General features: G+C 43.3%; 24 protein-coding genes. 9 read left to right on the forward strand and 15 right to left on the reverse strand.

Annotated elements, in window-relative coordinates; all coding sequences use genetic code 11:
- The first annotated feature begins 139 nt into the window (after nucleotides 1–139).
- Complete coding sequence (locus AB4185_RS05115; RefSeq protein ID WP_102320202.1) at nucleotides 140–1,360, forward strand: ammonium transporter; 1,221 nt, start codon at nucleotides 140–142, stop codon at nucleotides 1,358–1,360.
- A 256-nt stretch (nucleotides 1,361–1,616) separates the two neighbouring features.
- Nucleotides 1,617–2,351, forward strand: a complete 735-nt coding sequence (cobB, locus tag AB4185_RS05120; protein ID WP_017063867.1) for a Sir2 family NAD+-dependent deacetylase — start codon at nucleotides 1,617–1,619, stop codon at nucleotides 2,349–2,351.
- A 94-nt stretch (nucleotides 2,352–2,445) separates the two neighbouring features.
- Here cobB and AB4185_RS05125 read toward each other — a convergent pair whose 3' ends face one another.
- The 5 genes from AB4185_RS05125 to potA all read right to left on the reverse strand — a co-directional run bounded on the left by AB4185_RS05125 (nucleotide 2,446) and on the right by potA (nucleotide 7,604).
- Nucleotides 2,446–3,483 (reverse strand): extracellular solute-binding protein, encoded by a 1,038-nt coding sequence (locus AB4185_RS05125; RefSeq protein ID WP_017059627.1) that lies wholly within the window; start codon nucleotides 3,481–3,483, stop codon nucleotides 2,446–2,448.
- A gap of 210 nt (nucleotides 3,484–3,693) precedes the next feature.
- Nucleotides 3,694–4,728: an extracellular solute-binding protein gene (locus tag AB4185_RS05130; protein ID WP_017059628.1), complete on the reverse strand. Its 1,035-nt coding sequence runs from the start codon at nucleotides 4,726–4,728 to the stop codon at nucleotides 3,694–3,696.
- A 149-nt stretch (nucleotides 4,729–4,877) separates the two neighbouring features.
- The gene (gene potC / locus AB4185_RS05135) at nucleotides 4,878–5,648 is read right to left on the reverse strand and encodes a spermidine/putrescine ABC transporter permease PotC (protein ID WP_017059629.1); all 771 of its coding nucleotides are present in this window, start codon (nucleotides 5,646–5,648) and stop codon (nucleotides 4,878–4,880) included.
- Nucleotides 5,648–6,505: a spermidine/putrescine ABC transporter permease PotB gene (gene potB / locus AB4185_RS05140; RefSeq protein WP_017059630.1), complete on the reverse strand. Its 858-nt coding sequence runs from the start codon at nucleotides 6,503–6,505 to the stop codon at nucleotides 5,648–5,650. Before potB ends, potC begins: the two co-directional genes overlap by 1 nt.
- Nucleotides 6,489–7,604 (reverse strand): spermidine/putrescine ABC transporter ATP-binding protein PotA, encoded by a 1,116-nt coding sequence (potA, locus tag AB4185_RS05145; protein WP_372135036.1) that lies wholly within the window; start codon nucleotides 7,602–7,604, stop codon nucleotides 6,489–6,491. Before potA ends, potB begins: the two co-directional genes overlap by 17 nt.
- A gap of 329 nt (nucleotides 7,605–7,933) precedes the next feature.
- Here potA and AB4185_RS05150 point away from each other — a divergent pair, with 329 nt between their 5' ends.
- The 4 genes from AB4185_RS05150 to ttcA all read left to right on the forward strand — a co-directional run bounded on the left by AB4185_RS05150 (nucleotide 7,934) and on the right by ttcA (nucleotide 11,579).
- Nucleotides 7,934–8,749, forward strand: coding sequence for a membrane protein (locus AB4185_RS05150; protein ID WP_017063864.1), 816 nt, complete (start codon nucleotides 7,934–7,936; stop codon nucleotides 8,747–8,749).
- Nucleotides 8,742–9,593 carry a glucosaminidase domain-containing protein gene (locus AB4185_RS05155; RefSeq protein ID WP_102333342.1) on the forward strand — a complete coding sequence of 284 codons (852 nt, stop codon included), beginning with the start codon at nucleotides 8,742–8,744 and terminating at the stop codon, nucleotides 9,591–9,593. The genes AB4185_RS05150 and AB4185_RS05155 overlap by 8 nt, the downstream gene beginning before the upstream one ends.
- A gap of 122 nt (nucleotides 9,594–9,715) precedes the next feature.
- Complete coding sequence (locus AB4185_RS05160) at nucleotides 9,716–10,366, forward strand: DUF2987 domain-containing protein (RefSeq protein WP_102333343.1); 651 nt, start codon at nucleotides 9,716–9,718, stop codon at nucleotides 10,364–10,366.
- Between the two features lie 319 nt (nucleotides 10,367–10,685).
- Nucleotides 10,686–11,579 carry a tRNA 2-thiocytidine(32) synthetase TtcA gene (gene ttcA / locus AB4185_RS05165; protein WP_017059635.1) on the forward strand — a complete coding sequence of 298 codons (894 nt, stop codon included), beginning with the start codon at nucleotides 10,686–10,688 and terminating at the stop codon, nucleotides 11,577–11,579.
- 103 nt (nucleotides 11,580–11,682) lie between these two features.
- Here the strand turns inward: ttcA and uspE are convergent, their stop codons facing one another.
- From uspE to ccoN, 10 genes are all read right to left on the reverse strand, one after another.
- Nucleotides 11,683–12,633, reverse strand: a complete 951-nt coding sequence (uspE, locus tag AB4185_RS05170; RefSeq protein WP_017070547.1) for a universal stress protein UspE — start codon at nucleotides 12,631–12,633, stop codon at nucleotides 11,683–11,685.
- A 132-nt stretch (nucleotides 12,634–12,765) separates the two neighbouring features.
- Nucleotides 12,766–13,512, reverse strand: coding sequence for an FNR family transcription factor (locus AB4185_RS05175; protein ID WP_017059637.1), 747 nt, complete (start codon nucleotides 13,510–13,512; stop codon nucleotides 12,766–12,768).
- Nucleotides 13,513–13,598: 86 nt separating this feature from the next.
- Nucleotides 13,599–14,273 (reverse strand): sulfite exporter TauE/SafE family protein, encoded by a 675-nt coding sequence (locus AB4185_RS05180; RefSeq protein WP_102428850.1) that lies wholly within the window; start codon nucleotides 14,271–14,273, stop codon nucleotides 13,599–13,601.
- Nucleotides 14,263–14,499, reverse strand: coding sequence for a cbb3-type cytochrome oxidase assembly protein CcoS (gene ccoS / locus AB4185_RS05185; RefSeq protein ID WP_017059639.1), 237 nt, complete (start codon nucleotides 14,497–14,499; stop codon nucleotides 14,263–14,265). Before ccoS ends, AB4185_RS05180 begins: the two co-directional genes overlap by 11 nt.
- Nucleotides 14,499–16,871, reverse strand: coding sequence for a heavy metal translocating P-type ATPase metal-binding domain-containing protein (locus AB4185_RS05190; protein WP_029235846.1), 2,373 nt, complete (start codon nucleotides 16,869–16,871; stop codon nucleotides 14,499–14,501). Before AB4185_RS05190 ends, ccoS begins: the two co-directional genes overlap by 1 nt.
- A 5-nt stretch (nucleotides 16,872–16,876) precedes the next feature.
- Entirely contained in the window at nucleotides 16,877–17,356 is a 480-nt protein-coding gene (locus tag AB4185_RS05195; protein ID WP_017059641.1) for a FixH family protein, read from the reverse strand.
- Between the two features lie 108 nt (nucleotides 17,357–17,464).
- On the reverse strand, nucleotides 17,465–18,439 hold the full coding sequence (gene ccoP / locus AB4185_RS05200) for a cytochrome-c oxidase, cbb3-type subunit III (RefSeq protein ID WP_017063857.1): 975 nt from the start codon (nucleotides 18,437–18,439) through the stop codon (nucleotides 17,465–17,467).
- A complete protein-coding gene (locus tag AB4185_RS05205) occupies nucleotides 18,439–18,612 on the reverse strand; it encodes a CcoQ/FixQ family Cbb3-type cytochrome c oxidase assembly chaperone (RefSeq protein ID WP_004733679.1) in 174 nt (57 codons plus the stop codon). The genes ccoP and AB4185_RS05205 overlap by 1 nt, the downstream gene beginning before the upstream one ends.
- A gap of 9 nt (nucleotides 18,613–18,621) precedes the next feature.
- Nucleotides 18,622–19,242: a cytochrome-c oxidase, cbb3-type subunit II gene (gene ccoO / locus AB4185_RS05210; RefSeq protein ID WP_017059643.1), complete on the reverse strand. Its 621-nt coding sequence runs from the start codon at nucleotides 19,240–19,242 to the stop codon at nucleotides 18,622–18,624.
- Nucleotides 19,243–19,253: 11 nt separating this feature from the next.
- A complete protein-coding gene (gene ccoN / locus AB4185_RS05215) occupies nucleotides 19,254–20,687 on the reverse strand; it encodes a cytochrome-c oxidase, cbb3-type subunit I (RefSeq protein WP_009846707.1) in 1,434 nt (477 codons plus the stop codon).
- Between the two features lie 252 nt (nucleotides 20,688–20,939).
- Here ccoN and AB4185_RS05220 point away from each other — a divergent pair, with 252 nt between their 5' ends.
- The 3 genes from AB4185_RS05220 to AB4185_RS05230 all read left to right on the forward strand — a co-directional run bounded on the left by AB4185_RS05220 (nucleotide 20,940) and on the right by AB4185_RS05230 (nucleotide 24,325).
- Nucleotides 20,940–21,305 (forward strand): hypothetical protein, encoded by a 366-nt coding sequence (locus AB4185_RS05220; protein WP_372098693.1) that lies wholly within the window; start codon nucleotides 20,940–20,942, stop codon nucleotides 21,303–21,305.
- Nucleotides 21,306–21,419: 114 nt separating this feature from the next.
- Complete coding sequence (locus AB4185_RS05225; RefSeq protein ID WP_372135038.1) at nucleotides 21,420–22,604, forward strand: FIST signal transduction protein; 1,185 nt, start codon at nucleotides 21,420–21,422, stop codon at nucleotides 22,602–22,604.
- Entirely contained in the window at nucleotides 22,604–24,325 is a 1,722-nt protein-coding gene (locus AB4185_RS05230; protein ID WP_372135040.1) for an ATP-binding protein, read from the forward strand. The genes AB4185_RS05225 and AB4185_RS05230 overlap by 1 nt, the downstream gene beginning before the upstream one ends.
- Nucleotides 24,326–24,488: the final 163 nt, after the last annotated feature.

The following is a 24,488-nucleotide window of genomic DNA, read 5'->3' on the forward strand; positions in this document are numbered from 1 at the left end:
TAAAAGCAAAAACTGTTGCACGAAAATTACACCACACACTTGGAACGCATCTTGCGTTCACTGTTGAGTCTTTAATTAATTACAACATTGAATCGCACGATATCAGTGCAAATCAAATAAAGCGAAGGAGAATGCTTTAATGAGTGAAACGGTGACTCAAGTTCATAGTGCAGTACAAACCCTTACCCAAAGTTCAGATACTTTATTCCTATTACTCGGCGCCATCATGGTTTTCTTGATGCACGCTGGCTTTGCATTTCTAGAAGTCGGTACCGTTCGAAAGAAGAACCAAGTCAACGCGCTGGTTAAGATCCTTTCCGACTTTGGTGTCTCCGCCATTGCTTACTTCTTTATCGGTTACTGGGTTGCTTACGGTGCACACTTTTTTGCAGACGCAGAAACACTTTCGCAAGGCAACGGATATGAACTGGTTAAGTTCTTCTTCCTAATGACATTCGCAGCGGCAATTCCTGCGATTGTTTCTGGTGGTATCGCAGAGCGTGCTCGTTTCTATCCAATTTTGATTGCGACACTGTTTACGGTTGGTTTCATCTATCCATTTTTTGAAGGCATCATTTGGAACGGCAACTTTGGATTCCAAGATTGGCTAGAAGGTCAGTTTGGTTACGTGTTCCATGACTTCGCAGGCTCGGTAGTGGTTCACGGCGTAGGTGGTTGGATTGCTTTGGTCGCAGTTTACTTCTTAGGGATGCGTAAAGGTCGAATCCGTGCAGGCAAACACACCAACTTCGCACCATCGAATATCCCATTCTTAGCACTAGGCTCTTGGATCTTATGTGTGGGTTGGTTTGGCTTTAACGTGATGTCAGCTCAAGCGATCAATGGCATCAGCGGTCTCGTGGCAATGAACTCTCTCATGGCCATGGTTGGCGGTATTCTTGCGGCTCTAATTGCAGGTAAAAATGACCCGGGCTTCATCCACAATGGTCCTTTGGCTGGTCTCGTCGCTATCTGTGCGGGCTCAGATTTGATGCACCCACTTGGCGCTTTGGTGACGGGCGGTGTGGCAGGTGCGCTGTTTGTTTACCTATTTACTTATATGCAAAACAAAACACAGATTGATGATGTATTAGGTGTATGGCCTCTACACGGCATATGTGGCGCTTGGGGTGGCATTGCAGCGGGTATCTTCGGCTCGCAAACATTCTGGGGGCTAGGGGGCGTGAGCTTTGCTTCTCAAGTTGTCGGTACACTAGCGGGCATTGCTGTGGCTTTGATTGGCGCAATGATTGTTTATGGTGTGTTGAGCAAACTAACAGGCCTACGCTTAAGTGAAGAAGATGAATTCAACGGTGCGGATCTTTCTATCCATAAGATCTCTTCTATCAACGAAGACTAACGTTGTTCACTTGGTGGGGTAAAGCACATCAAGTAGACAACTGTTGAACAGAACTAAGCGGCTTCGGTCGCTTTTTTGTTTCTATGGATAGCAAAACAGAGAATTTGAGTAACAACAACCACAACTATCAAGCGAGTTATGTCACAAATAGCCAATGAATTCAGTTGCCTAAGACTATGGTCTAATCCCCAAAACTATTGTTGGAATTTGAACAGTGCTAAGCTGTTACAAAGTGACATATCTAAAAGGACGTTATATGCATTTCCCATATCGAAATATCGTAATTCTTACTGGCGCTGGCATCTCTGCAGAGTCGGGGATACAAACATTCCGAGCACAAGACGGGCTATGGGAAAACCACAAAATCGAAGATGTAGCGACGCCTGAAGGGTTCGCAAAAGATCCTGACTTGGTACAAGCCTTCTATAACAAGCGTCGTCACGGCCTGCAAAGTGAGAGCATTCAGCCCAATTCAGCCCACAAGGCGCTAGGAGAGCTCGAAGACAAGCTTGATGGCAAAGTTACCATCATTACTCAAAACATCGACAATTTGCACGAGAGAGGCGGTAGCAACAACATTATTCACATGCATGGTGAACTTTTAAAAGCGCGTTGCAGTGAATCCAATCAAGTTGTAGAGCACAAAGGCGATATTGAAACGGGTGAACTTTGTCATTGCTGCCAAATCCCTGCACAAATGCGTCCACATATTGTTTGGTTTGGCGAAATGCCACTAAGAATGGGCGACATTTATTCCGCACTGGAAGAAGCGGATCTGTTTATCTCTATCGGAACTTCAGGTGTTGTTTATCCAGCGGCAGGCTTTGTTCACGATGCGAAAATGCATGGTGCACATACTATCGAGATAAACCTCGAACCAAGTGCGGTTGAAAGTGAATTTGAAGAGAAGCGCTACGGCAAGGCGAGTATCGAGGTGCCTAAACTGGTTGGCGAGTTATTATGTACAGAGAAAGGTTCTTTAACGGCCTAAGCCTTGTCTTTAATAACACACATCAGTTTCTGAATCTGAAAAAATAAAGCGGCTTACGCCGCTTTATTTACTTAACTTCTTAACTAACAATAACTTAGTTGTTTACTTTAAGTTTTTGGAAGTACTCGTCATAAATAACGCTCGCTTCACCAACTTCATCTTGCCACACACCGTTATCCATCACTGATTGTGGTGGGAAAACGTTCTTGTCTTCAGCAAATTCTTTAGGAAGAAGAGGGTAAGCGGTTTTAACTGGTGTCGGGTAACCGATCTCTAGAGCAATTTTCGCAGCGTTCTCTGGGCGAAGAAGGAAGTCGATCATCTTATGAGCCGCTTCAGTGTTCTTAGCGCCTGCTGGAATTGCTAGGCTGTCCATCCAGAAGATAGCGCCTTTTTCTGGCCAGATAATGTCAATCGTTGCGCCTTCTTGGCGTGCCATGTAAGCAGAACCATTCCAAAGCATACCAAGAGACACTTCACCTGCTAGGTAAGGGTTCGCTGGGAAATCTGAGTTAAATACCAATACGTTTGGCATTAGCTTACGAAGTTCTTCGTAGGCTTCTTTGATTTCTTCAGGGTTAGTCGTGTTTGGAGAGTAGCCCAGTTTAGATAGAGCGATATGGAAAACCTCACGAGAGTCATCCATCATCATCAGTTGACCTTCCCACTGCGTATCCCACAGATCGCCCCAGTTTTTAACTGAAGACTTGTCTAGCATGTCTGAGTTGATACCAATACCCGTCGCACCCCAGATGTATGGGATTGAGTAGTTGTTATTTGGGTCAAATGGCTTATCTAAGTAATTTGGATCCAAATCTGCAAAGTGGCTTAGCTTGGTTTTATCAAGCTCTTGAAGCATGCCTTCTTTACGCATCTTAGAAACGAAGTAAGTAGAAGGAACCACTAAGTCGTAACCCGTACCTTGAGTTTTTAACTTAGCGTACATGCTTTCGTTAGACTCATAAGTTGAGTAGTAGACTTTAATGCCCGTCTCTTCTGTGAAGTCTTCTAGTACTTCATTTGGAATATATTCAGACCAGTTGTAAAAATACAGTTCTTGGTCAGCTGCGAAAGAGGGTGTAGAAAGTAAAGTAGCAGCACACAATGCGCCGGTATACAGTGTTTTTTTCATTACTGTTCCGTTCATTTGTTTGATTTGGAGCTGGGTAGTGAACCCAAGGTAAAGGATTTCGAAAAATCGCGCTATATTATAGCAGCGATATAATAAAATAGGCAGCCTATGCTGCCTATTCATTGATATTCTTATTTTTAACTTATTGATTATCTACGTTGACCTGTTAAGTAAACTGGTTACTTAGCCACAGTTAGATAATAAGCTAAATTACTGACCTGCTTTAAGTTTCATGAAGTAATCTTCGTACTTAACTGTCTTATCGCCAACCGCAGCTTGCCATTCAACACGATCAAGGTCTTCTTGCGATGGGAATAGCGCAGGGCTATCTTTGAACTTCTCGTTAGACGCTTTAACGGCCGTTAGGTAGCCTGTGTCACGAGAAATTTGCTCAGCAATTTCAGGGCGAAGTAGGAAATCAATCATCTTATGAGCTGCTTCTACGTTTACCGCACCAGAGCTAATCGCAAAGTTATCAACCCAACCGATACCGCCTTCTTTAGGGAAAACCAGTTTGATTGGTAGACCTTCGTTTTGCGCTGCAGCAGCAGAACCGTTCCACAGCATACCAAGACCCACTTCACCAGACATGTAAGGCGCGCCTGGGTTGTCTGAGTTAAATACTAGAACGTTTGGCATAAGCTTTTGTAGCTCAGCGTACGCTTCGTCGATCTCTTTTTCGTTGGTTGTGTTACCAGAGTAACCTAACTTACGCAGTGCGATGTGGAACACTTCACGAGTGTCGTCCATCATCATCAGTTGACCTTCAAGCTCTGGCTTCCATAGATCAGCCCAGCTTTGGAAATCTTCTGGATCGTACATGTCAGTGTTAACAGCAAGACCTGTGATCGCAACTACGTGTGGAATAGAGTAGTCGTTGCTTGGGTCGTACGGCTTATCTAGATAGTTAGTATCTAGATTCTTGAAGTTGTTCAGCTTAGTTTTGTCGATCTTTTGTAGCATACCTTCGTCACGCATCTTAGATACGAAGTAAGTCGACGGCACAACTAGGTCATAGCCTTTGTTGTGTGTTTTTAGCTTTGCGTACAGGGTTTCGTTCGACTCGTAAGTCGAGTAGATCACCTTGATACCAGTTTCATCAGTGAACTGTTCTAGAATCTCACTGTTGATGTAAGGTCCCCAATTCATGAATACCAATTCTTTGTTATCTTTTGCAAATGATGGTGCAGATAACATTGAAAGCGCACATGCACTACCAGCTAATAGAGTAGCCCATTTTTTCATTGACGTTAGCTCCAAACTAAACGTTGCCCGAAGGCAGTAGATAGAAAAACAGAATGGCAATTTACCATTCTGTTTATGATTAACACTTTTTTTGAACTTGAAGTCTCTTAACTTCTTAATCAAGCCAGTCTCTATATAGAGTAGGAGACTTACTTGATTTTTTCTCTCGCTAATGACTGAGAAATGATCACCAGTATTAACGACACCACTAACATCACTGTTGCTAGGGCGTTTACCTCAGGAGAGATACCCACTTTAACCATTGAGTAAATCTTCAGTGGTAAGATTTCATACGTTGGGCCGGTTACGAAAGAGCTAATGATTACATCGTCCAAAGACAGAGTGAAGCTCAATAACCAACCCGCAGCAACCGCTGGCTTAGCAAGAGGCAGAATGATCTGTTTTAGAATCGTCCATTCACTTGCACCTAAGTCTTTTGCTGCTTCTAGCATCTTCACATCAAAGCCATTCAAGCGACTGTATACCGTTACTACAACAAACGGTAGACAGAAGGTAATGTGAGCAGCAAGTAGGGTAAAGAACCCAAGTTGAACACCCATTACCAAGAATAGCGCAAGAAGCGAAATCGCCATTACGATATCTGGAGACATCATTACGATGAACAGCATGCCATTTACGATGCCTTTACCTTTAAATTGGTAACGGAATAGGGCTACTGCTGTAAGGCTCCCGACAATCGTTGCGGCTGTTGCTGAGAACACCGCTACGTTGATCGAGTGCCACGCAGCCTGCATTAGGCTGTCGTTGTTAATAAGCGCGTCATACCATTTAGTGGTGAAGCCACCCCATTTCATACCAAACTTATTGGCATTAAACGAGTTAGCGATCAATACGATAATAGGTAGGTATAGAAAGGCGTATACCAGCGCCATAAAGCTGAACTTAACTGTGCGCCCCATTAGTCTAGCTCCACTTTCTTGTTCAATAGCTTACCTGCTCGGTAGTAGGCATACAGCATCACAGCCATTGCCATGGTCAGTGCGATACTCGTCGCTGCGCCAAACGGCCAGTCTCGAGCGTTGAGCACTTGGCTCTTAATCACGTTACCAATCAATAGGTTCTTAGCTCCGCCTAATAGGTCAGAGATGTAGAACATACCTAACGCTGGCAGTAGCACTAACAAACAGCCGCCAATAATGCCCGGCATTGTTAGTGGTAGTACCACTTTCAATAGCGTTTGCAGTTTGTTCGCACCTAAATCTTTAGCCGCTTCTAAATACGTATCGTCCAGTTTTTCAATCGCTGAATACAGCGGCAGAATCATAAACGGAAGTAGGATGTACACTAAACCGATCATTACTGCGGTTTCTGAGTACATGATACGTAGCGGTTTATCAATGATATCTAACGCTAACAAGCTTTTGTTCAAGACACCTTGCGTACCCAGTACAATTTTTAATCCGTATGTACGAATCAAAGAGTTCGTCCAGAATGGTACTATCACCAGGAACAACATGATTGGACGCCACTTCGCCGGCATTTTTGCCACGATGTAAGCGAATGGGTAACCAATAATCAAACAAAGTAGGGTTGCGACAATTGCCATATAGAAAGAGTGCATCAACACTTTAAAATACAGCGGGTCAGCCAAACGCACGTAGTTATCGAGAGTGAAGGTCATCTCGATCAAGTTCGCTTCATCACGAGTTAAGAAGCTAGTACCAATGATCATGATATTTGGAATCATCACGAACAACACTAACCAACCTGTGATTAAAGCAACAATTGCGTTTTGTAAATTAAACTTCTTGCTCATCTTCTAATACCACTTCCCAGCTCTCAACCCAAGTTACTGCAACTTTTTGGCCCAGTGAGTGATCAACATCAGGGTCATCTTCGTTGAAGAATTCGCTAACCATGACACGCATACCAGATTCAAGTTCTACGACTGAATCTAATGTCATGCCTTTATAGGTTCGCTCGACAATGTGGCCAACAATACCGCGTTGCTCTGACTCTTTAATTTCTTCGATTCGAAGATCTTCAGGGCGAAGCAATACTTGCAGTTTTTGACCCGGTGTTACGTCTTTATCGTGATAGATAATGGACTCTTCACCTTCGATTGTCGCAACAATGCGTTTTTCATCTTGACGAGATTTCGCTGTCGCTTCGAATACGTTAATTTCACCAATGAAACGCGCTACAAATAGGTTCTTAGGCTCTTCGTAGATCTCTCTTGGTGTTCCGTCTTGTTCAATCACGCCATCACGCATAACAATAATACGGTCAGACATAGACAGCGCCTCTTCTTGGTCATGCGTTACAAAAATGAACGTGATACCAAGTTGGCGTTGTAATTGTTTCAGCTCGATTTGCATCTGTTTACGTAGTTTGTAATCCAGAGCAGATAGAGATTCATCCAACAAAAGAACTTTAGGCTTATTAACGACAGCACGAGCGATTGCGATACGTTGCTGTTGACCACCAGATAGCTGGTGTGGCTTTCGTTGTGCCATTTGCTCTAGGCGCACCATTTTCAAAGCATCCATTACACGAGGTTCAATATCGCTGTTTGGAACTTTCTGCATGCGTAAGCCAAATGCCACATTGTCGAAAACGGTCATATGCGGGAATAGGGCATAGCTTTGGAATACAGTGTTTACATGCCTTTGTTCAGCAGGAACTTGGGTTACGTTTTGTTCAGCTAATAGTATTTGACCACTATCTGCCGTTTCAAAACCCGCAATCATTCTTAGCACGGTTGTTTTACCACAACCTGATGGGCCTAAAATCGTGAGAAACTCACCATGATTTACGTTTAAATCCAGATTGCCGATGACTTCCTTACCATCGAAACTTTTACTGATGCCAGTTAGCTGTACTACTGGCTTTCCTACTGATTTTTTAGCGTTCAACGTCTGTTTTTCTCCACCTTGGTTCTATTTGAGACCTGTTGCTATACACCTTTAAGGCGCGCATCATAATCACCAAAAACGTGAATTCAAAGCATTTTTTACCTTTCGAAGATAAAAAATTTCGCAGGTAAAAGTAAACATCCTTTACCATACTGTTATTTACTGGGTTTACACCCTAACAAGTGTCTAATTATTAACCATCAAGACGCAAAAGCAAGCCTTGTTACAGATTCATATTTTAGTTTGTATCCGACATATGAGTATAATGAAGGTAATTTTTTATCAATAAGTTAGGTGGCTTCGCTTAATCGGCACACCTAGGTATCAATATGAACAACGACATCGAAAAAGATTTTAATTTGGGCGGTAGTATCAACCGTGCACTTTCTGGCGATTATGAGCTCAAAGCAACGGCTGTATTCCAAGAAGCTTGGAAACATACGATAAGTCACTTTCTTTCGTTTTCCCCAGCGATTATTGCTTTGATGTTTGTGCAGCTCGCTATCTTTTATATCGCACTAAAACTACAGCTTGGTGATCCCGCGGTTATCTTAGATGCAGTTATCGACCCTGAGTCGTTTACGCCACAAATCGTTGAATCGATTTTTATCGCGAACTTTAGCTATGAAGTGATCAGTGCGCCTATCTATGCGGGTATCTGTTTAATGGCAATGAGTCACGCCGCTGGCCTACAAACCAAAGTACGCCACATCGGTAAAGGTTTGCAGTTTACGGTTCCGGTTATTCTAGTGACTTTGTTTAGCCTAATGCTTCAAGGCATCGCAGGTATGATTCTGCCGTTCTTGTCTATCTACTTCTCACTGGCGTTCAGCCATTCGATTCTGCTGATTTGTGATAAGAAAGTGCCGCCAATGCAATCGCTGCTGCTTTCTCTGCGTGCTGTCAACAAAAAAATCTTCACCGTTGCTTCTATCTACCTATTAGTAATGCTGATGTTCATCGTCGCGGCAATGATGTACGGCATTGGCTTAATCTTCGTTCTTCCATTCTTCTTCCACGTGAAAGGTATCCTTTACCGCGAGATGTTTGGCATTAAACTCAAACTGATCGCGTCAGACAGACCAAAGAGCGACGACGACCACAACGGTAGCAACAATAAAGACCCACAGGTATTCGATGCATAACAACTCTAAATTAAGCTCAAGTAAATCACTTGCGCTAAAAGTGACAGCATTAGCCTTAGTTGGCTCGATCTCGTTAGTTGGCCCAATGCTTTACCAACAAGAAGAAGAGCGCAGGCGAGCGGGGCAAAAGGCTTCAGACTCAGAGCAAAACTTTGGTGACTTGACCGTCTCTTCTGATAAGCCAGATTTCGCAGCGATTGAAGATGTAAATAAAAAGAAAGACACCTTCTTTTCTTATCTTCGCCCAAGTATCAACATCGAAAACAAGCGAATCACCAAAGAACGTGCGTTTCTAACCAAGCTTTCAGAGACGGGGTTGAACAATGTTGACTCTGAAGACGCGTCATACGCAAAGAGACTAGGGAAGCTATATAGCCTGCCTGTACCTTCATCGGGCTTAAATGACGCTTGGCTGAAAGAAATGTTGAATCGTGTAAACGTGCTACCTGAAGCGCTTGTGTTAACTCAGGCGGCCAATGAATCAGCTTGGGGTACATCTCGTTTCGCCACTAAAGCAAATAACTATTTTGGACACTGGTGTTACACCAAAGGTTGTGGCCTTGTTCCGCTACAACGTAACGAAGGTAGCTCGCATGAAGTCGCAACATTCTCTTCAAGCCAAGAATCCGTACATCGGTATTTCATGAACCTTAATCGTAATCGTGCTTACGCCGATCTAAGAGTGATTCGTGCAAAGCTTGATGCGCAAGGTGATGATCTTTTAACAACCGCAACGGCGACAGAGCTCACCAATGGCTTGTTAAAATATTCTGAGCGAGGTTCCGACTATGTGACTGATTTACAAGCTATGATCCGTCACAACGAGGTATACTGGAAAAAGTAACTCATTTTGATACCAACTTGGTTGCCTTCGATAGTCGGCTTATACCAGTAATATCACAAAAAGAGCAGCTCATTGGCTGCTCTTTCTATTTATAAACGCTCAACTTCGACAAGATTATAATAATGAAAAAGACAGCACTCGCTTTATTAGCCTCATTAAGCCTTGGGGTTTCTCTTCCTGCTACAGCGCAAGAATACATGTTCACGTATTCTAAGCTTTATACTCAGCTGAAAAACAACACCAAAGAAGGGCATGATGATGTCAAAGTTGCGGTCTTCTTTGTTGATCAACAAGCTCAGCAAACCTGTCACATCAGCAAAGCTTGGATGGAAAAAGAAGAGCACTACGAAGAGCTAAAAGTCTCTCCAGCCAATGAACTGCTTCTACCGGTAGATCAAAACCTTCGTTCAGCAAACCCTCTTATCTTTGTACAAACTCAAGAACAAGAATGTGCGTATTCTTTGGTCGTGATGACTCAAGAGCCTTTAGTTGGAACTGTTGAAGTTACACAGATAGAAAATCTATTGCCACAGATGCAGGCGATGCTTGAAGACGTCAGCGGTATGTTCTCTGGTTGGTTCACGCCAGATATCCAAGGGTTAACGCTAGAGTTCGCTAATAAGCTGGAAGGCAACATCGAGCTTTCAAATGGCAAGCAACTACCAATCAAAGAAGGACGTGCGAAATTCATCTTAGAAGAACTGAATGGAAGTGACAGCATCACGTTGCCAGAACCAACAGTTCGCGTATTGCCGTACATTCCCGCGCAATAATTTTTAACAGAATCATTGTTAGTGAAGTAAAAGCTTAGCGAAATCATCCCCCTAAGTTTTTGCGACATATCTTAAAGCAGCCTCATCGAATAAGATCAGGCTGCTTTTCTTTATCTATGATACCAACCGAGAGCTTTTGAAGCCGCGTTTCTCTGCCGTTTAGGCGCTTATCGAACAATAAAAGCAGAATCTTTCTATTACTCAGCTTGTTTATCCGGCCGTTACTATTTCAACATCAAATAAAAATCCGTATAATCCACGCCCTAAAACAGTCCCACTAGCAATCTACAGTCGGTAATACGACGGTGTGAGAGTCGCAATGAACCAAAACGATAATAGAAAAGAAACACTTGAATTCAACAAACTTCAGAAACGTCTGAGAAGAAATGTTGGAAATGCCATCATCGACTACAACATGATCGAAGAGAATGACGTAGTAATGGCATGTATTAGTGGCGGTAAAGATTCATTTGCGATGTTAGATATTTTGCTACGTTTACGTGAAGCAGCACCGATCAAATTTGATGTTGTGGCAGTAAACCTAGATCAAAAACAACCTGGGTTCCCTGAACACATTCTTCCTGAGTACTTTGAAACGCTGAACATTCCTTACTACATCGTAGATAAAGACACGTATTCAGTGGTTAAAGAGAAAGTGCCAGAAGGTAAAACAACGTGTGGCCTATGTTCTCGTCTTCGTCGTGGTACTTTGTACTCATTCGCAGAGAAGATTGGTGCAACTAAGATCGCTCTGGGTCACCACCTAGACGACATCGTTGAGACCATGTTCCTAAACATGTTCCACGGTGCGCGCTTAAAGGCTATGCCACCAAAGCTTCGTTCAGATGATGGTCGTAACGTTGTTATTCGTCCACTGACTTACTGTCGTGAAACGGACCTAATCAAATACGCAGAACATAAAGAGTTCCCAATCATTCCTTGTAACCTATGTGGCTCTCAAGAGAATCTACAGCGTCAGAACATTAAAGCGATGCTAATTGATTGGGATAAGAAAACGCCAGGTCGTGTTGAGAAGATCTTCAAGTCAATCCAGAACGTAAGTCCAAGCCAACTGGCTGACCGCGAGCTGTTTGACTTCGTGAACCTTCCACTAGACCGTAGTGAAGACCGCAAAGCGTACGAATTCGAAGAAGCTGAAATTTCATCTTCTAACATCGATGAGTCAATGTTCATCGACGTAACGAACGTATAATAAGAATAATCGTTGTAGAGCAATAGATGCGCCTACAACAGACAAACAAAAACGCCTCAAGCAATGCTTGAGGCGTTTTTTTATAAGTTAAACTATCCCTGACCTAACCTTTCGAAAGGTTAGGGTCTAGTGGGCTAACGTAACCAGACGGTTTAAGAGCCAACACATCACAGTTAATCTTATCGATAACATGTTCCGCGGTATTACCAATAAACACGGCAGACAAGCCAGTACGACCCGTTGTACCCAGAATCACCATCGCAGCGTTATTTTCAGAAGCGACGCGAGGAATAACATCTTCTGGCAAGCCTTGTTCAACCACAGTTTGTTCTTCACACATACCGTGCTTCTGGCGCAATGCTTTCATTGCCGTTAAGTGATGGCCACGAACCGCATCGGTATAAGACGTTGGATCAAACTCTGGCAGTTCAATGGTAATATTCGCAGGTGTCACAGGGTAGGCATTCACCAAGAACGGTTCCGCATCCAAACGACCGGTGATCTCTAGCAATCTATCGACCATCGTATCGTTAAGCTCTAAATGAGCTTCTGTTTCAGAACCTACATGAACTGAAGCAAAAATCTTCGCGTGATCTGGCCAGAAATCGTTTTTAACCAATAGCACTGGGCTAGGGCACTTTCTCAACAGATGCCAATCGGTTGGAGTGAAGATGACAGATTCCAAAGTATCGTGTTTACGCGTACCTTTGATTAAGATGTCGTGCTCGCCGCTGTAAACCTCAGCAATGATCGCTTCGTACGGGCGGTTATGCCAAACCACTTGTACATTAAATTCAATAGAATCATCTAGGTAAGGTTCTGCGACTTTATTCATCCAAATTTCGCGTTGGTGAATTACGCCTTTGCGCATTGCGTCTCTTTCATCGATAGAGAGCATAGATGTCATTTCATACGAGAAGTCGTATATCGACAAAAAGAAAGTGATGTGGCTTGTTGAGGTGCTTTTCTTAGCAAGTTGAATAGCACGAACTAGAGCAGGTTGCTCATCGTGATTAATGTCTGCGACAACTAAAATTTTGTTATAGATACTCATAACTAAGCCTACTTTTCAGACCGAACATATAAATAATGTAGCGTAGTTATGGAGAGATTAAGAGAAATATAAGAGGTTTTAAGAGAGAAACATGATGTAGCTCATTATTGAACTACATCATTGATATCTAGACTATTCTTTTGAAACGCCAGCAAGTTCCATCAACGCATCGTGATCTTCGATAGTGATATATTTGCCTTTAACGCTCAAGATGTCTGCTTTTTGGAAGCGACCTAGAAGACGGCTGATTGTTTCAACAGTCAAACCAAGGTAGTTACCAATATCGCCACGAGTCATCGTTAGGCGGAACTCACGCGGGCTGAAGCCACGTTGAGAGAAGCGAGTCGAAAGGTTGTAAAGGAATGCAGCAAGACGCTCTTCCGCGTTCTTCTTAGAAAGAAGCAGAATCATTTCTTGGTCACCTTTAATCTCGTTACTCATCAGGCGCATAATTTGCTGACGCAATTTAGGCATTTTTCCTGATAGGTCATCAAGAATCTCATATGGGATTTCACATACCATAGAAGTTTCTAGCGCTTGTGCAAAACTAGGGTGTTGGTCACCAGTAATCGCATCGAAGCCAACAAGATCGCCCGCTAGGTGGAATGCAGTAATCTGCTCATCACCTTGCTCGGTAATCGTGTAGCTCTTGATCGTTCCAGAGCGAATAGCATATAGAGATTTAAGCTCGTCACCGGCTTTAAATAACTCTTGGCCTTTTTGAATAGGCTTTTTTCTCTCAATGATCTGATCAAGTTGATCGAGTTCAGATTCATTCAAAGTAAACGGAATACAGAGCTGGCTAATACTACAATCCTGGCAATGGATCGCACAGCCACCAGACTGAACACGTTTCGTCACAGGCTTTTCAGAAATCATAACAATCTTTCACTATTTGATATACGTCAATATTTTAGCATTCCTTTATCCAGTTGGGTAGTAAAAAAACCGGATTTAAAGAATGGCTATACGGTATAAATAATGAGCTGCAATGCCATATATCCGGTATAGAAACCATAAAGGAGGATTAAAATTGCGCCTAATTGGCGAAATAAGTCAGCTTGTTGCATTTTTTTGAGGAAATTAGCGCCCATACCTACTGTGAGCATTGCTGGAAGCGTACCTAAACCGAAAGCAAGCATGATACCTGCACCGTTGTACCAACTTCCTGATACCGCCGCCCACGTAAGCATTGAGTAAACTAAGCCACATGGTAGCCAACCCCAAATAAAGCCAAACGGCAAAGCATGGCTAGGGTGCTTCAAGGGTAGAAATGATTTACCTAAAGGAGAGATATAGCGCCATAGTTTCTGCCCGACTTTTTCAAAGAACAACAAGCCGAACCACCATTTACCGATATACAAACCTAAGACGATCATAAAGCCAGCTGCAAATAATCGCAGCCAACCTAGCAGAGCGTTAAAATCGCTTAGCTGACCTATCGAAGAGATTGCACCGCCAATCACACCACCAATCACGGCATAACTTAGCAAGCGCCCTAGGTTATAAAGTAGGGGAATAACAGGGGAAGGTTTACTGTTGCCAATCGAAAGAAGCGACGCAATACCACCACACATTCCCATGCAATGGCCTGCGCCGATCAATCCAACAACAAAGGCTCCGATCCAATCAGGCGTCATCGTTCTTTTTGTCTACGTTAGTTTGGCTTTCGCTGTTAGCTTTCTCATTCTTGACAGGTTTACTATCAGAATGGTTGTGAGCCTTTTCGTCTTCATCAAACAGTATATTGTGACCTTGACGTTCTAGGTCTTCAAACTGTTCGCTCTTCACCGCCCATAGAAAAATACCAACAGCGATGCACACCAGTACAATCGCAATGGGGATCAGGATGTATAAACTTTCCATTATTTACCTTGCTCTTTTAAAAGCCTTAACGAGTTAGACACAACAATAATAGAGCTGGCAGACATGCCCACAACGGCAATGTATGGAGCAACCAAACCCGCGACAGCCAATGGAAGGATAAGTAAGTTATATCCTAATGACCAAGCTAGGTTTTCACGAATTATCTTACGTGTTTTTAACGCCAAAGTACGCGACTTAAGTAATCTATCGAGCTTATCACCCAGTAACACCATATCCGCAGAAGCTTTCGCCACGTCTGTACCGCCGCCCATAGCGACAGAAAGGTGGGCACCTGCAAGAATAGGGGCATCGTTAATGCCATCGCCAACCATCATGGTAATGTCACTTGCATCTCGAGAGTTCAGGTAAGCAAGTTTATCTTCAGGTTTCGCGTTAGCAACAATATCAGTAATACCAATCTCTTCAGCAACAGGCTTCGCGTTAATCAAAGAATCGCCAGTAAGCAGAGTTGTTTTGATGCCCGCTTCTTTAAACTGCTTAATAAACTCGATGCTTTCTTTACGGATTGGATCTTCATAAGTAAATGTAGCGATATGACGACCCGCCATCGACAAGTAAATGCCGTTGCTTTCCGATGGTTGAGCTTCACCTAGAATGAATTCACTACTACCAATCGCAACTTCTTGGCCATTCCACTCACCAGTGATACCTGAACCAATCACGTTATTAACTGACTCTACTTCGATCTCATCAGAAAGATGAGTCTTGAACGCTTTAGCGATAGGGTGGTTAGCGTGTTGTTCCAGGCTCGCCGCTACTTTGAGACAAGTGTCTTTATCAAGTTCAGCGAAGGTTTCAACTTGGCTGATACGAATATCACCCTCAGTCAATGTACCTGTTTTATCGATGATCAAGTGATTCACTTTGCACAAGGTTTCGAATACGTGGCCTTTGCGCAGCAAAATACCGAAGTTACCCATGCGAGACGTTGAACAAGTAATCGCCGTCGGTGTTGCAAGTGACAGAGCACAAGGACACGTTGCGACCAATACCGAAAGCATGATCCAGAAAGCGTCTTCTGGTCGTGTTTGGTGCCAGTAGAACCAAGTACCGAACGAAATGATTAAGATCACCGCAACAAAGTATCGAGCCACAACATCAGCAATTTCTGCAATTCGAGGTTTAGACAATTGCGCTTCGTCTTGCAGGCGAACGATGTTGGAAATCACCGAATCCGCTTTTGACGTCATTACTTCCAATTCAAATGATTCATCACCATTCAATGTACCAGCAAAGACGGTATCGCCTTCGTTTTTGACTACATGGATAGATTCGCCAGTCAGCATCGATTCATCGATATGAACTCTGCCAGACAATACTTTGCCATCGGCAGGAATGTGCTCACCCGGTAGAACGCGAATTTGGTCGCCAACTTTTAAGGTTTTGACTGGAACTTGTTCGCCATCTAACGTTGTTGCCATAGCAGGAACGAGCTTAAGCAGGTTACCACTAGCAGCGGCGGCTTTACGACGAGCGCGCATTTCAAGGAAACGACCAAGCAGTAGGAAGAAGGTAAACATCGAGATAGATTCGAAGAATACTTCACCTTTCTCTGTCACCGTTGCGACCAAACTTGCAACGTAGGCAAACAAAAGAGCGATCGACACAGGTACATCCATACCCAATGTTCGACCTTTGAGGCTACGCCACGCGTTGATATAGAAAGGCAATGCAGAGTAGAGCAGAACCGGTGTTGCAAAGATTAAGCTCACCCAACGGAAGTAGCTTTTGAATTCGGGCTCAAGGTTACCGAAGACTTCAAGATACAACGCCACAGCCAGCATCATGACCTGCATGGTTGCTAAACCAGCAATACCAAGACGATAGAGATAATTCTTCATCGATCGATGATAGGCGGCTTCTTGTTGATCAGCCTCAAAAGGTGCGGCTTTGTAGCCTAAGGTATGGATTGCAGACAACAGCTCGCTCAGTTTCGTCTGAGTGTTGTCCCAACTGAGCAGGGCGCGGTTAGTCGTGGTATTAACACGAATACTAACAACCCCTAACTTTGAAGAGACTTGCTTTTCAATAAGCCAAGCACAAGCAGCACAAGAGACACCTTCTAGTGACAATGTCACTTCAGAGGTGTTTTCAGAGTTACGGACGAACTCCAATTGAACATCTTCGTTGTCGTAATGACTGAGTGCCAGAAGTTGCTCTGGCACGAGATCCGCTTTTTCAGCTGGAGCGGTACGATATTGGTAGTAAGAGACCAGACCGCTATCAACGATTGTCTGGGCTACGGTTTCGCAACCCGGACAACACATAGGTCGCACCGATCCTAAGATTTCTACTTTAAAATCCGTTTCCGCTGGTACATCTTCACCGCAGTGATAACAGGATTCACACATAAGATTTAGTTCGTTAGTTGAGTAGGAGTATCAATAGGGAAGTTCATGCGACCTTGCACTAACCATTCAGAATCATGCGGAGAAAGCTCGATAAACCATGGACCTTGCATTTCATGATCCAGAGTCAACGTGTAGTTGCCTCTCGCATCAGCGGTCAGTAGCTGAGTAAAATCACGGTCAGGCAGCGTTCGGTGCACGAACATTGCGCTAATAGCAGGGAAGTGGTCTAGTTTGCCTTTGTCGAGAGTAATGATAACTGAGTTACCTTTCTCGCTAACTGAAGCTGATAAGCCAAGCTCTTTAGCAACATTTACTTTCGAAATGTCGACATTAATACCTTTACCTTTTTTATAGTAATCTTCAGTGACAACGTTAACTGAATGGTTGGTAAGTATCGCGACTCGAACCAATGTTAGCATAGAAACGCCAACGGTTAGGAAGATCAAAAACCACGGCCAAAACTGCTTATACCAAGGTTGTTCCATATTATTATTCTCAATATATACAATGAAATAAAACTAATTTTTACAAACACTTAAGGTTATAACTGTAAAAGAAAGACAGCCCCTTAAGAAGGGGCTGTTATTATTATGTTACTCTTTATCTGAGTTGCTGAGGCTCCAGACGTAGGCAGAGACGAGCTGAACCTTATCCTCACCGAGGATGTCCTTCCAAGCCGGCATTACACCAGAACGTCCGTACATGACTGTTTCCGTCACATCAGCGCGAGAATCGCCAAATAGCCAGTCGCGGTCAGTCAAGTCAGGTGCGCCAACAGCAGGGTTACCCTTACCATCAGTACCGTGACAGGCTGCACACACTACAAAGCGCGCTTTACCAGCCTCTGCTTCACGTGCGTTTACGCTACGACCAGAAAGGCTAAGCGTGTAGCTAACTACTTCTTTTACGCCTTCTTCGCCAAGAGCGTCTTTCCAACCTGGCATTTGACCGACACGACCATGCATGATGGTAGTAACGATAGCTTGTGGTTCACCACCATATAGCCATGCGTCATCAGTTAGGTTCGGGAAACCTTTCTGACCACGTGCATCAGAGCCGTGACACTGAGAACAGTTTTGTAGGAACAAACGTTGGCCCACTTTGATTGCATCGGCATCTGATGCAATGTCAGGGACAGAACGTAGACCATTTTCGTCGTGAGCTAGCTTTCTGAAAGCTTCACCAAAGTAGGTGTCAGCATCATCAAGTTCTTTCGCGTATGCGTCTAACTGTTTGTTTGCTTGCGCAGCAGCGATTGCAGAGCGAGACTCTTCTACGCTACGAACTGTTTGGTTTGAACTCGTCCAACCTAGTAGACCTTTAAAGTTGCCAAGGCCTGGGTATAGAGCTAGATAAACAGCTGCAAACACAATTGTGCTAACGAAAAGGTATGTCCACCATTTAGGTAGCGGGTTATTAAGCTCACGAATACCATCGTATTCATGGCCCATATCCTGACCTTCTTCTACACCTGTTTTATCGTTGGAACACCAACGAAGTAAGGCTGCACAGCCAATCAATGTACCGATTGTGATTACTGTTACCCAAATACTCCAGAATGTACTCATTACTTCGTCACTCCTTGATTTTTATCTTTCGCAGGTGCTTCATCAGCGAACACTAGGTTTGCATCTTCGTCGAAGCGCGACTTACGATTTTTACCGAAAGCCCACCAAACGATGCCGATGAAACAAGCAAAAACAGTAACAGTCCAAACACTTTGAAATGTAATAATGTCCATAATTATTCCTTATTTCATTGCGTGGCCAAGCGATTGAAGGTAAGCGATGATTGCATCCATCTCTGTTTTTCCTTCAACATCTTGTTTAGCGTTAGCAATTTGTTCGTCTGTGTAAGGAACACCAAATTGATTACGGAAGATTTCAAGCTTCTGTTTAGTCAATTTGCCATCAAGTACATTCTCAGCAAGCCATGGGAAACCAGGCATGTTTGATTCAGGAACAAGTTCGCGAGGGTCGATAAGGTGAACGCGGTGCCACTCATCAGAGTAACGATCACCAACACGCGCTAAATCAGGACCAGTACGCTTAGAACCCCATAGGAATGGGTGTTCCCAAACGCTTTCGCCAGCTACAGAGTAGTGACCGTAACGTTCAGTTTCAGAGCGGAAAGGACGAATCATTTGGCTGTGACATACGTTACAACCTTCGCGAATGTAGATATCACGACCTTCCATTTCCAGAGCAGAGTAAACACGTAGATTTTCTACAGGTTCAGTAGTCTGCTTTTGGAAAATAAGTGGGGTAATTTCTACTAAAGCACCAAAACTGATAGCAATAACGATAAGAATCGCTAGTAGGCCAACATTCTTCTCTACCAACTCATGGCGATTATTTGAATTTGAGCTCATTCTAAATCTCCTTAAGCCGGTTGAGGGATAGCTTTAAGGCTATCTTTAGGTGCAGAAACAGTTTTGTACGTGTTGTATGCCATTAAGAACATACCAGATAGGAAGATGAAACCACCTAAGAAACGTACAAAGTAGAACGGGTAAGACGCTTCTACAGATTCAACGAAGCTGTAAGTTAATGTACCGTCAGAGTTAACTGCACGCCACATCAGACCTTGCATCACGCCAGAGATCCACATTGCTACAATGTAGAAAACCGTACCAATCGTTGCTAACCAGAAGTGAACATTGATTAGGGATACAGAGTACATACGCTCTTGACCAAATAGTTTAGGAACTAAGTGGTAAACCGAACCGATAGAAACCATTGCAACCCAACCTAACGCACCAGAGTGAACGTGACCGATAGTCCAGTCCGTGTAGTGAGATAGTGCGTTAACCGTTTTGATTGCCATCATTGGGCCTTCGAAAGTCGACATGCCGTAGAATGATAGAGAAACGATTAGGAAACGTAGGATTGGGTCGTAGCGAAGCTTATGCCACGCACCAGATAGAGTCATAATACCGTTGATCATGCCACCCCAAGATGGAGCAAACAGAACCAAAGACATAACCATACCTAGAGATTGAGTCCAGTCAGGAAGTGCAGTGTAGTGTAGGTGGTGAGGACCAGCCCAGATATACAGAGACACGAGAGCCCAGAAGTGAACAATCGACAAACGGTAAGAGTAAACGGGGCGACCAGCTTGTTTAGGAACGAAGTAGTACATCATACCTAGGAAACCTGCTGTCAATAGGAAGCCTACCGCATTGTGTCCGTACCACCATTGCACCATTGCATCGATCGCTCCGGAATAAATCGAGTACGATTTAAACGCAGAGACAGGAACAGCTAGGCTGTTAACGATGTGCAACACGGCAACCGTGATAATGAAGGCTCCGAAGAACCAGTTTGCTACGTAAATGTGCGATGTCTTACGTTTAATCATGGTTCCGAAGAACACGACCGCATAAGCTACCCACACAAGAGTAATAGCAATATCGATTGGCCATTCAAGTTCTGCGTATTCTTTACCAGAGGTTAAACCTAACGGTAAAGTAATTGCAGCGGACAGGATAATCGCTTGCCAACCCCAAAAGGTAAAGGCTACGAGAGGGCCACCAAAGAGACGCGTCTGACAGGTACGTTGTACAACATAATATGATGTTGCAAACAGCGCACTTGTACCGAACGCAAAAATAACCGCATTAGTATGCAGGGGACGTAAACGACTGTACGTCAACCACGGCGTATCAAAGTTTAGCTGTGGCCAAACTAATTGAGCGGCAATCAAAACACCAACGCCCATACCGACAATACCCCACAAAATTGTAACTAGGGTAAATTGACGGACGACCGTATAGTTGTAGTTTTGTTCAAGCTGCTTTTCTTGGCTCATTTGCATGCTTCCAATTTCTTATTTACTACACTTTACTTCCAACACGACTCACGTCGTAATGCCACCCAAATTAGAAAAGGAAATTCAGCCTATTCAGGGCTTTATTTCCACTTGCTGATTTTAAAAAAAAGTGGCATTTTCAACGCGACACTATACTTGAATTAACAAATCAATGACAGAGTAGTAACCTTACGCTTGGTCTGGAATTGGATTTTTATTTAAAAACTTTGAACTTTGTAACAAGGAGTAAAGATTATAATGGCGGCACAAAAGCTAACAAAAGGCAGGCTTGTTCAAATTATCGTCATGTTGGTTGTTTTAATAGCTGCATTTACTTGGAGAACAGTAACATACGATAATAACGAAACAGTAAACTGTATAGTTTCAAAACCTTGTAAATTTGGTATTGATAATCATAATGTTTCAGTTTCAAGCAATAACCTAGGGTATTCGATCGAAACATCTAAAACTGGCAAATTTATCATTAGCTATAATGAAAGCGGAATTCTGGAAGAAAAAGGACCATCAAATTGGCTGTTACAAACTAGTGATAAGACCTCCTCAATAACGGTTACATTTCCACAACAGGTGAGCACGTTTTCTGTAAACCTTTCTAAGGAGTAACAGAGAGAAACTGGGGCACACCTCGGTTCTTTTGATAGAAACATGTACCAAATCAGTGAAACACAATGCATTAAAGTGTTATAAAGAGAGCATTAATAAAGTTACCCAGAATCTATGAAATTTCTATCAAAAGTCTCTTACTCCCTAGACGATAAAATCGCAGTAGATGAGTTGCTCAGCGGGGTGGAAAACCCTGACGATATTGCTTGTCTTATTTGCTACAGCACAGAAGAGTATTCGACACTCGCTGTGCAGAGATATTTCGTAGATGCTCTCCCGAACACTCCCATACATGGCTGTACTACTTGTCACGGCATTATGACCGAAACTGGTTTTCATTCTGGTCCAGTCATTGGCGTCCTCATTATTCATGACTCGGGGATCAACGCCTATGGTACGGGAATCGAACATTTCAGCGACTCCATAGACCGCAGTACCTTCAGCGCGATAGACAAAGCACTCAAGAACGCCAACCGAGAAGGTGAAATTCCTGATCTTATCTTGCTGCATTCCACACCGGGTAACGAAGAAAAGGTGATGGCGGCTATCGATAAGAAATTTGGTACTGAAGTGCCAATTATTGGTGGCAGTGCTGCAGACAACCAGGTTTCCGGAAATTGGAGTATCTTCACCGAAGAGTCGCTGTCTATAAATGGTGTGTCTTTAACGGTAGTGTTTGCGTCTCAGTCCATCTATTCCTCTTTCAGCGCGGGTCATACGCCTACGCGGTATTCAGGCACCGTGACCAAAGTAAGAAACCGAATTTTGTTGGAGATAGACCACAGGCCAGCCGTCACCGTTTACAACGAATGGACTAATTTCCACTTAGATGGCAGTGATGATGGCTACATATTCGAAAAGTCGTCAGTCTACCCATTAGGCAGGAAAGTCGGCTCTTCTTACGATTACCCATATTTCAAATTGTCTCATTCGATCAGAGAGACGGAGTGTAATGGGATTGAGCTGTTCACAGACATCAGTGAAGGCGACACCATCTACCTGATGCAAGGGTCTAAGCAGCAGTTGATTAGCCGCGCCGCGAATATCATTCACTCCTCATACTACAACGACATGGATCTTGAAGAGAAACTAGGGGCGATCAATATCTTTTGTGCAGGCCCAATGTTGAACCTTAAACAAGATATGGATGAGGTTTGTGACCAAATAAATCAAGCACTTAATGGGCTCCCATACATATGTCCATTTACGTTTGGTGAACAAGGCAGGCTCTCTGGTGGCGAGAATGCACACGGGAATTTAATGGTATCGTCTGCAACGTTTTATAGGTTGAAAAAGTAATGGGTTCTGAAGGTCAAGAAGCGCTGCAAGAAGCACGTATTGAACTGCAAAAACTAAAAGCCCGTGAGCGAAAGCTGGCTGAAGAGAACAGGGTGATCTTATCAACCATCTCTGCGATCAGTAAGGCAAGTAACATATCTGAGATATTCTCCAGTCTCGAGTTCGTGCTCAAAAAATACATTAAGTTTGATGACTTTATCGTGGTATCAAGGGTAGGGAACGAAGGCAGTTTCAAAACCCTGCTAAGCAATAACAAAGTCTTCGAACAGATGAATTGGAGTGATTGTGGCAAGTTATCTCGAGTGATCAATGGAGAATGCGCCATCCTTTTTGAACCCAAGTCTCTGGGTGAATTCAATTCCTTACATCCCATTATCCTCGATCAAATCAACTCTGTTCTAATTACTGGTATCGATAGCGGACTAACACAATCCGTCATCATCTTTATCCACTCGAATACCAAGCACTTTAGTATTGAAACTAAGGCCACACTAAACCGTTTTCGACCGTTGATAGAGCGTGCTGTTTTCGATATTGAGAACAAAGAAAAGCTTGAAGCAACCGTTCGAGAACGTACCGCAGAGCTTGTCACAGCAAGAAAAGACGCAGAAAGAGCCAACAAGGCCAAGTCTGAATTCCTCGCTATGATGAGCCATGAACTGAGAACGCCTTTAAACGCTATTATAGGATTGATTGACGCATTAAAATCCACACAGTTAAATGAAGAACAACAGTCTATACTGCTTAATATGAGCACATCATCTGAGCTATTGTTGGCAATTATCAGTGACGTATTAGATTTTTCTAAGATTGAATCTGGGTGTTTCTCGTTGGCTCCTCAATGGAGCAACGCAAGAGACACTGTAACTTTTGTATTATCTGAACAAAAGAAGACAGCAGACGATAAAGGTTTGCCGCTAACAGTAACTAGCGATATCCCTGAAGGTGAACTTCATTACATCGACCCAAGTCGCTTGGCACAGATCCTATTTAATTTGATCGGTAACGCGATTAAGTTCACTGAGCGTGGGCATGTCCATGTTTCTATAAAGTACCAGCAGAGCTCTTTCTATATAACGGTGGAAGACACAGGGATTGGCATTAGCTCGCAACAACTTTCGTCGCTGTTCAGTCCATTTGTGCAAGCTGATAGCACAATCACACGTAGATTTGGTGGCACAGGTTTAGGCTTGGCCATCACTAAAAGACTGGTTGAACTGATGCGCGGGCGCATATCGGTAAAGAGTGAGCCTGGAAAAGGCTCCAAATTCGAAGTACAGTTGCCAGTGCTTACTAGAGTTACGAATAATCTGGCTAACAAAGAAGACGAATCTTCACGAGAGTTAAGAAGCCGTTATTCAGTGTTAGTTGTCGAAGACAATCCAACGAATCAAATGGTGATAAAGTTAATCCTTACAAGACAAGGCCACGAGGTTTTCATCGCAAGTAATGGTGAAGAAGCGATTGGCTTTATTGAAAGAGGCAACGAATCAATAGACATTATCTTAATGGATGTGTCGATGCCGGTCATGGATGGATTAACCACAACCAAATACATGAGAGACGCAAACATCAAAACACCAATCGTTGCGCTAACAGCACACACATCAGTAGAAGACAAATGTTCGTGCTTAGATGTCGGCATGAATGATTTCGTGACCAAGCCAGTAAGAACTAAAGAGATCACAGAAGCAATTGATCGATTAATGCTTGAAGTCTAATAAACGTATTCTTAATCGAAGATTAGGAAATATGTTTATTAGGTATTTTATGGTAAATAGCCTTACTGTTAAATAGAACATCGATTTGGTAGATAAACAAGAGGCAGGGCATCGCACAAAGATACCTGCCTTATAAATACCAAACACCATTTAACATAATATA

The sequence above is a fragment of the Vibrio sp. 10N.286.48.F5 genome (assembly GCF_041469785.1).
Classification (GTDB): Bacteria; Pseudomonadota; Gammaproteobacteria; order Enterobacterales; family Vibrionaceae; genus Vibrio; species Vibrio crassostreae_C.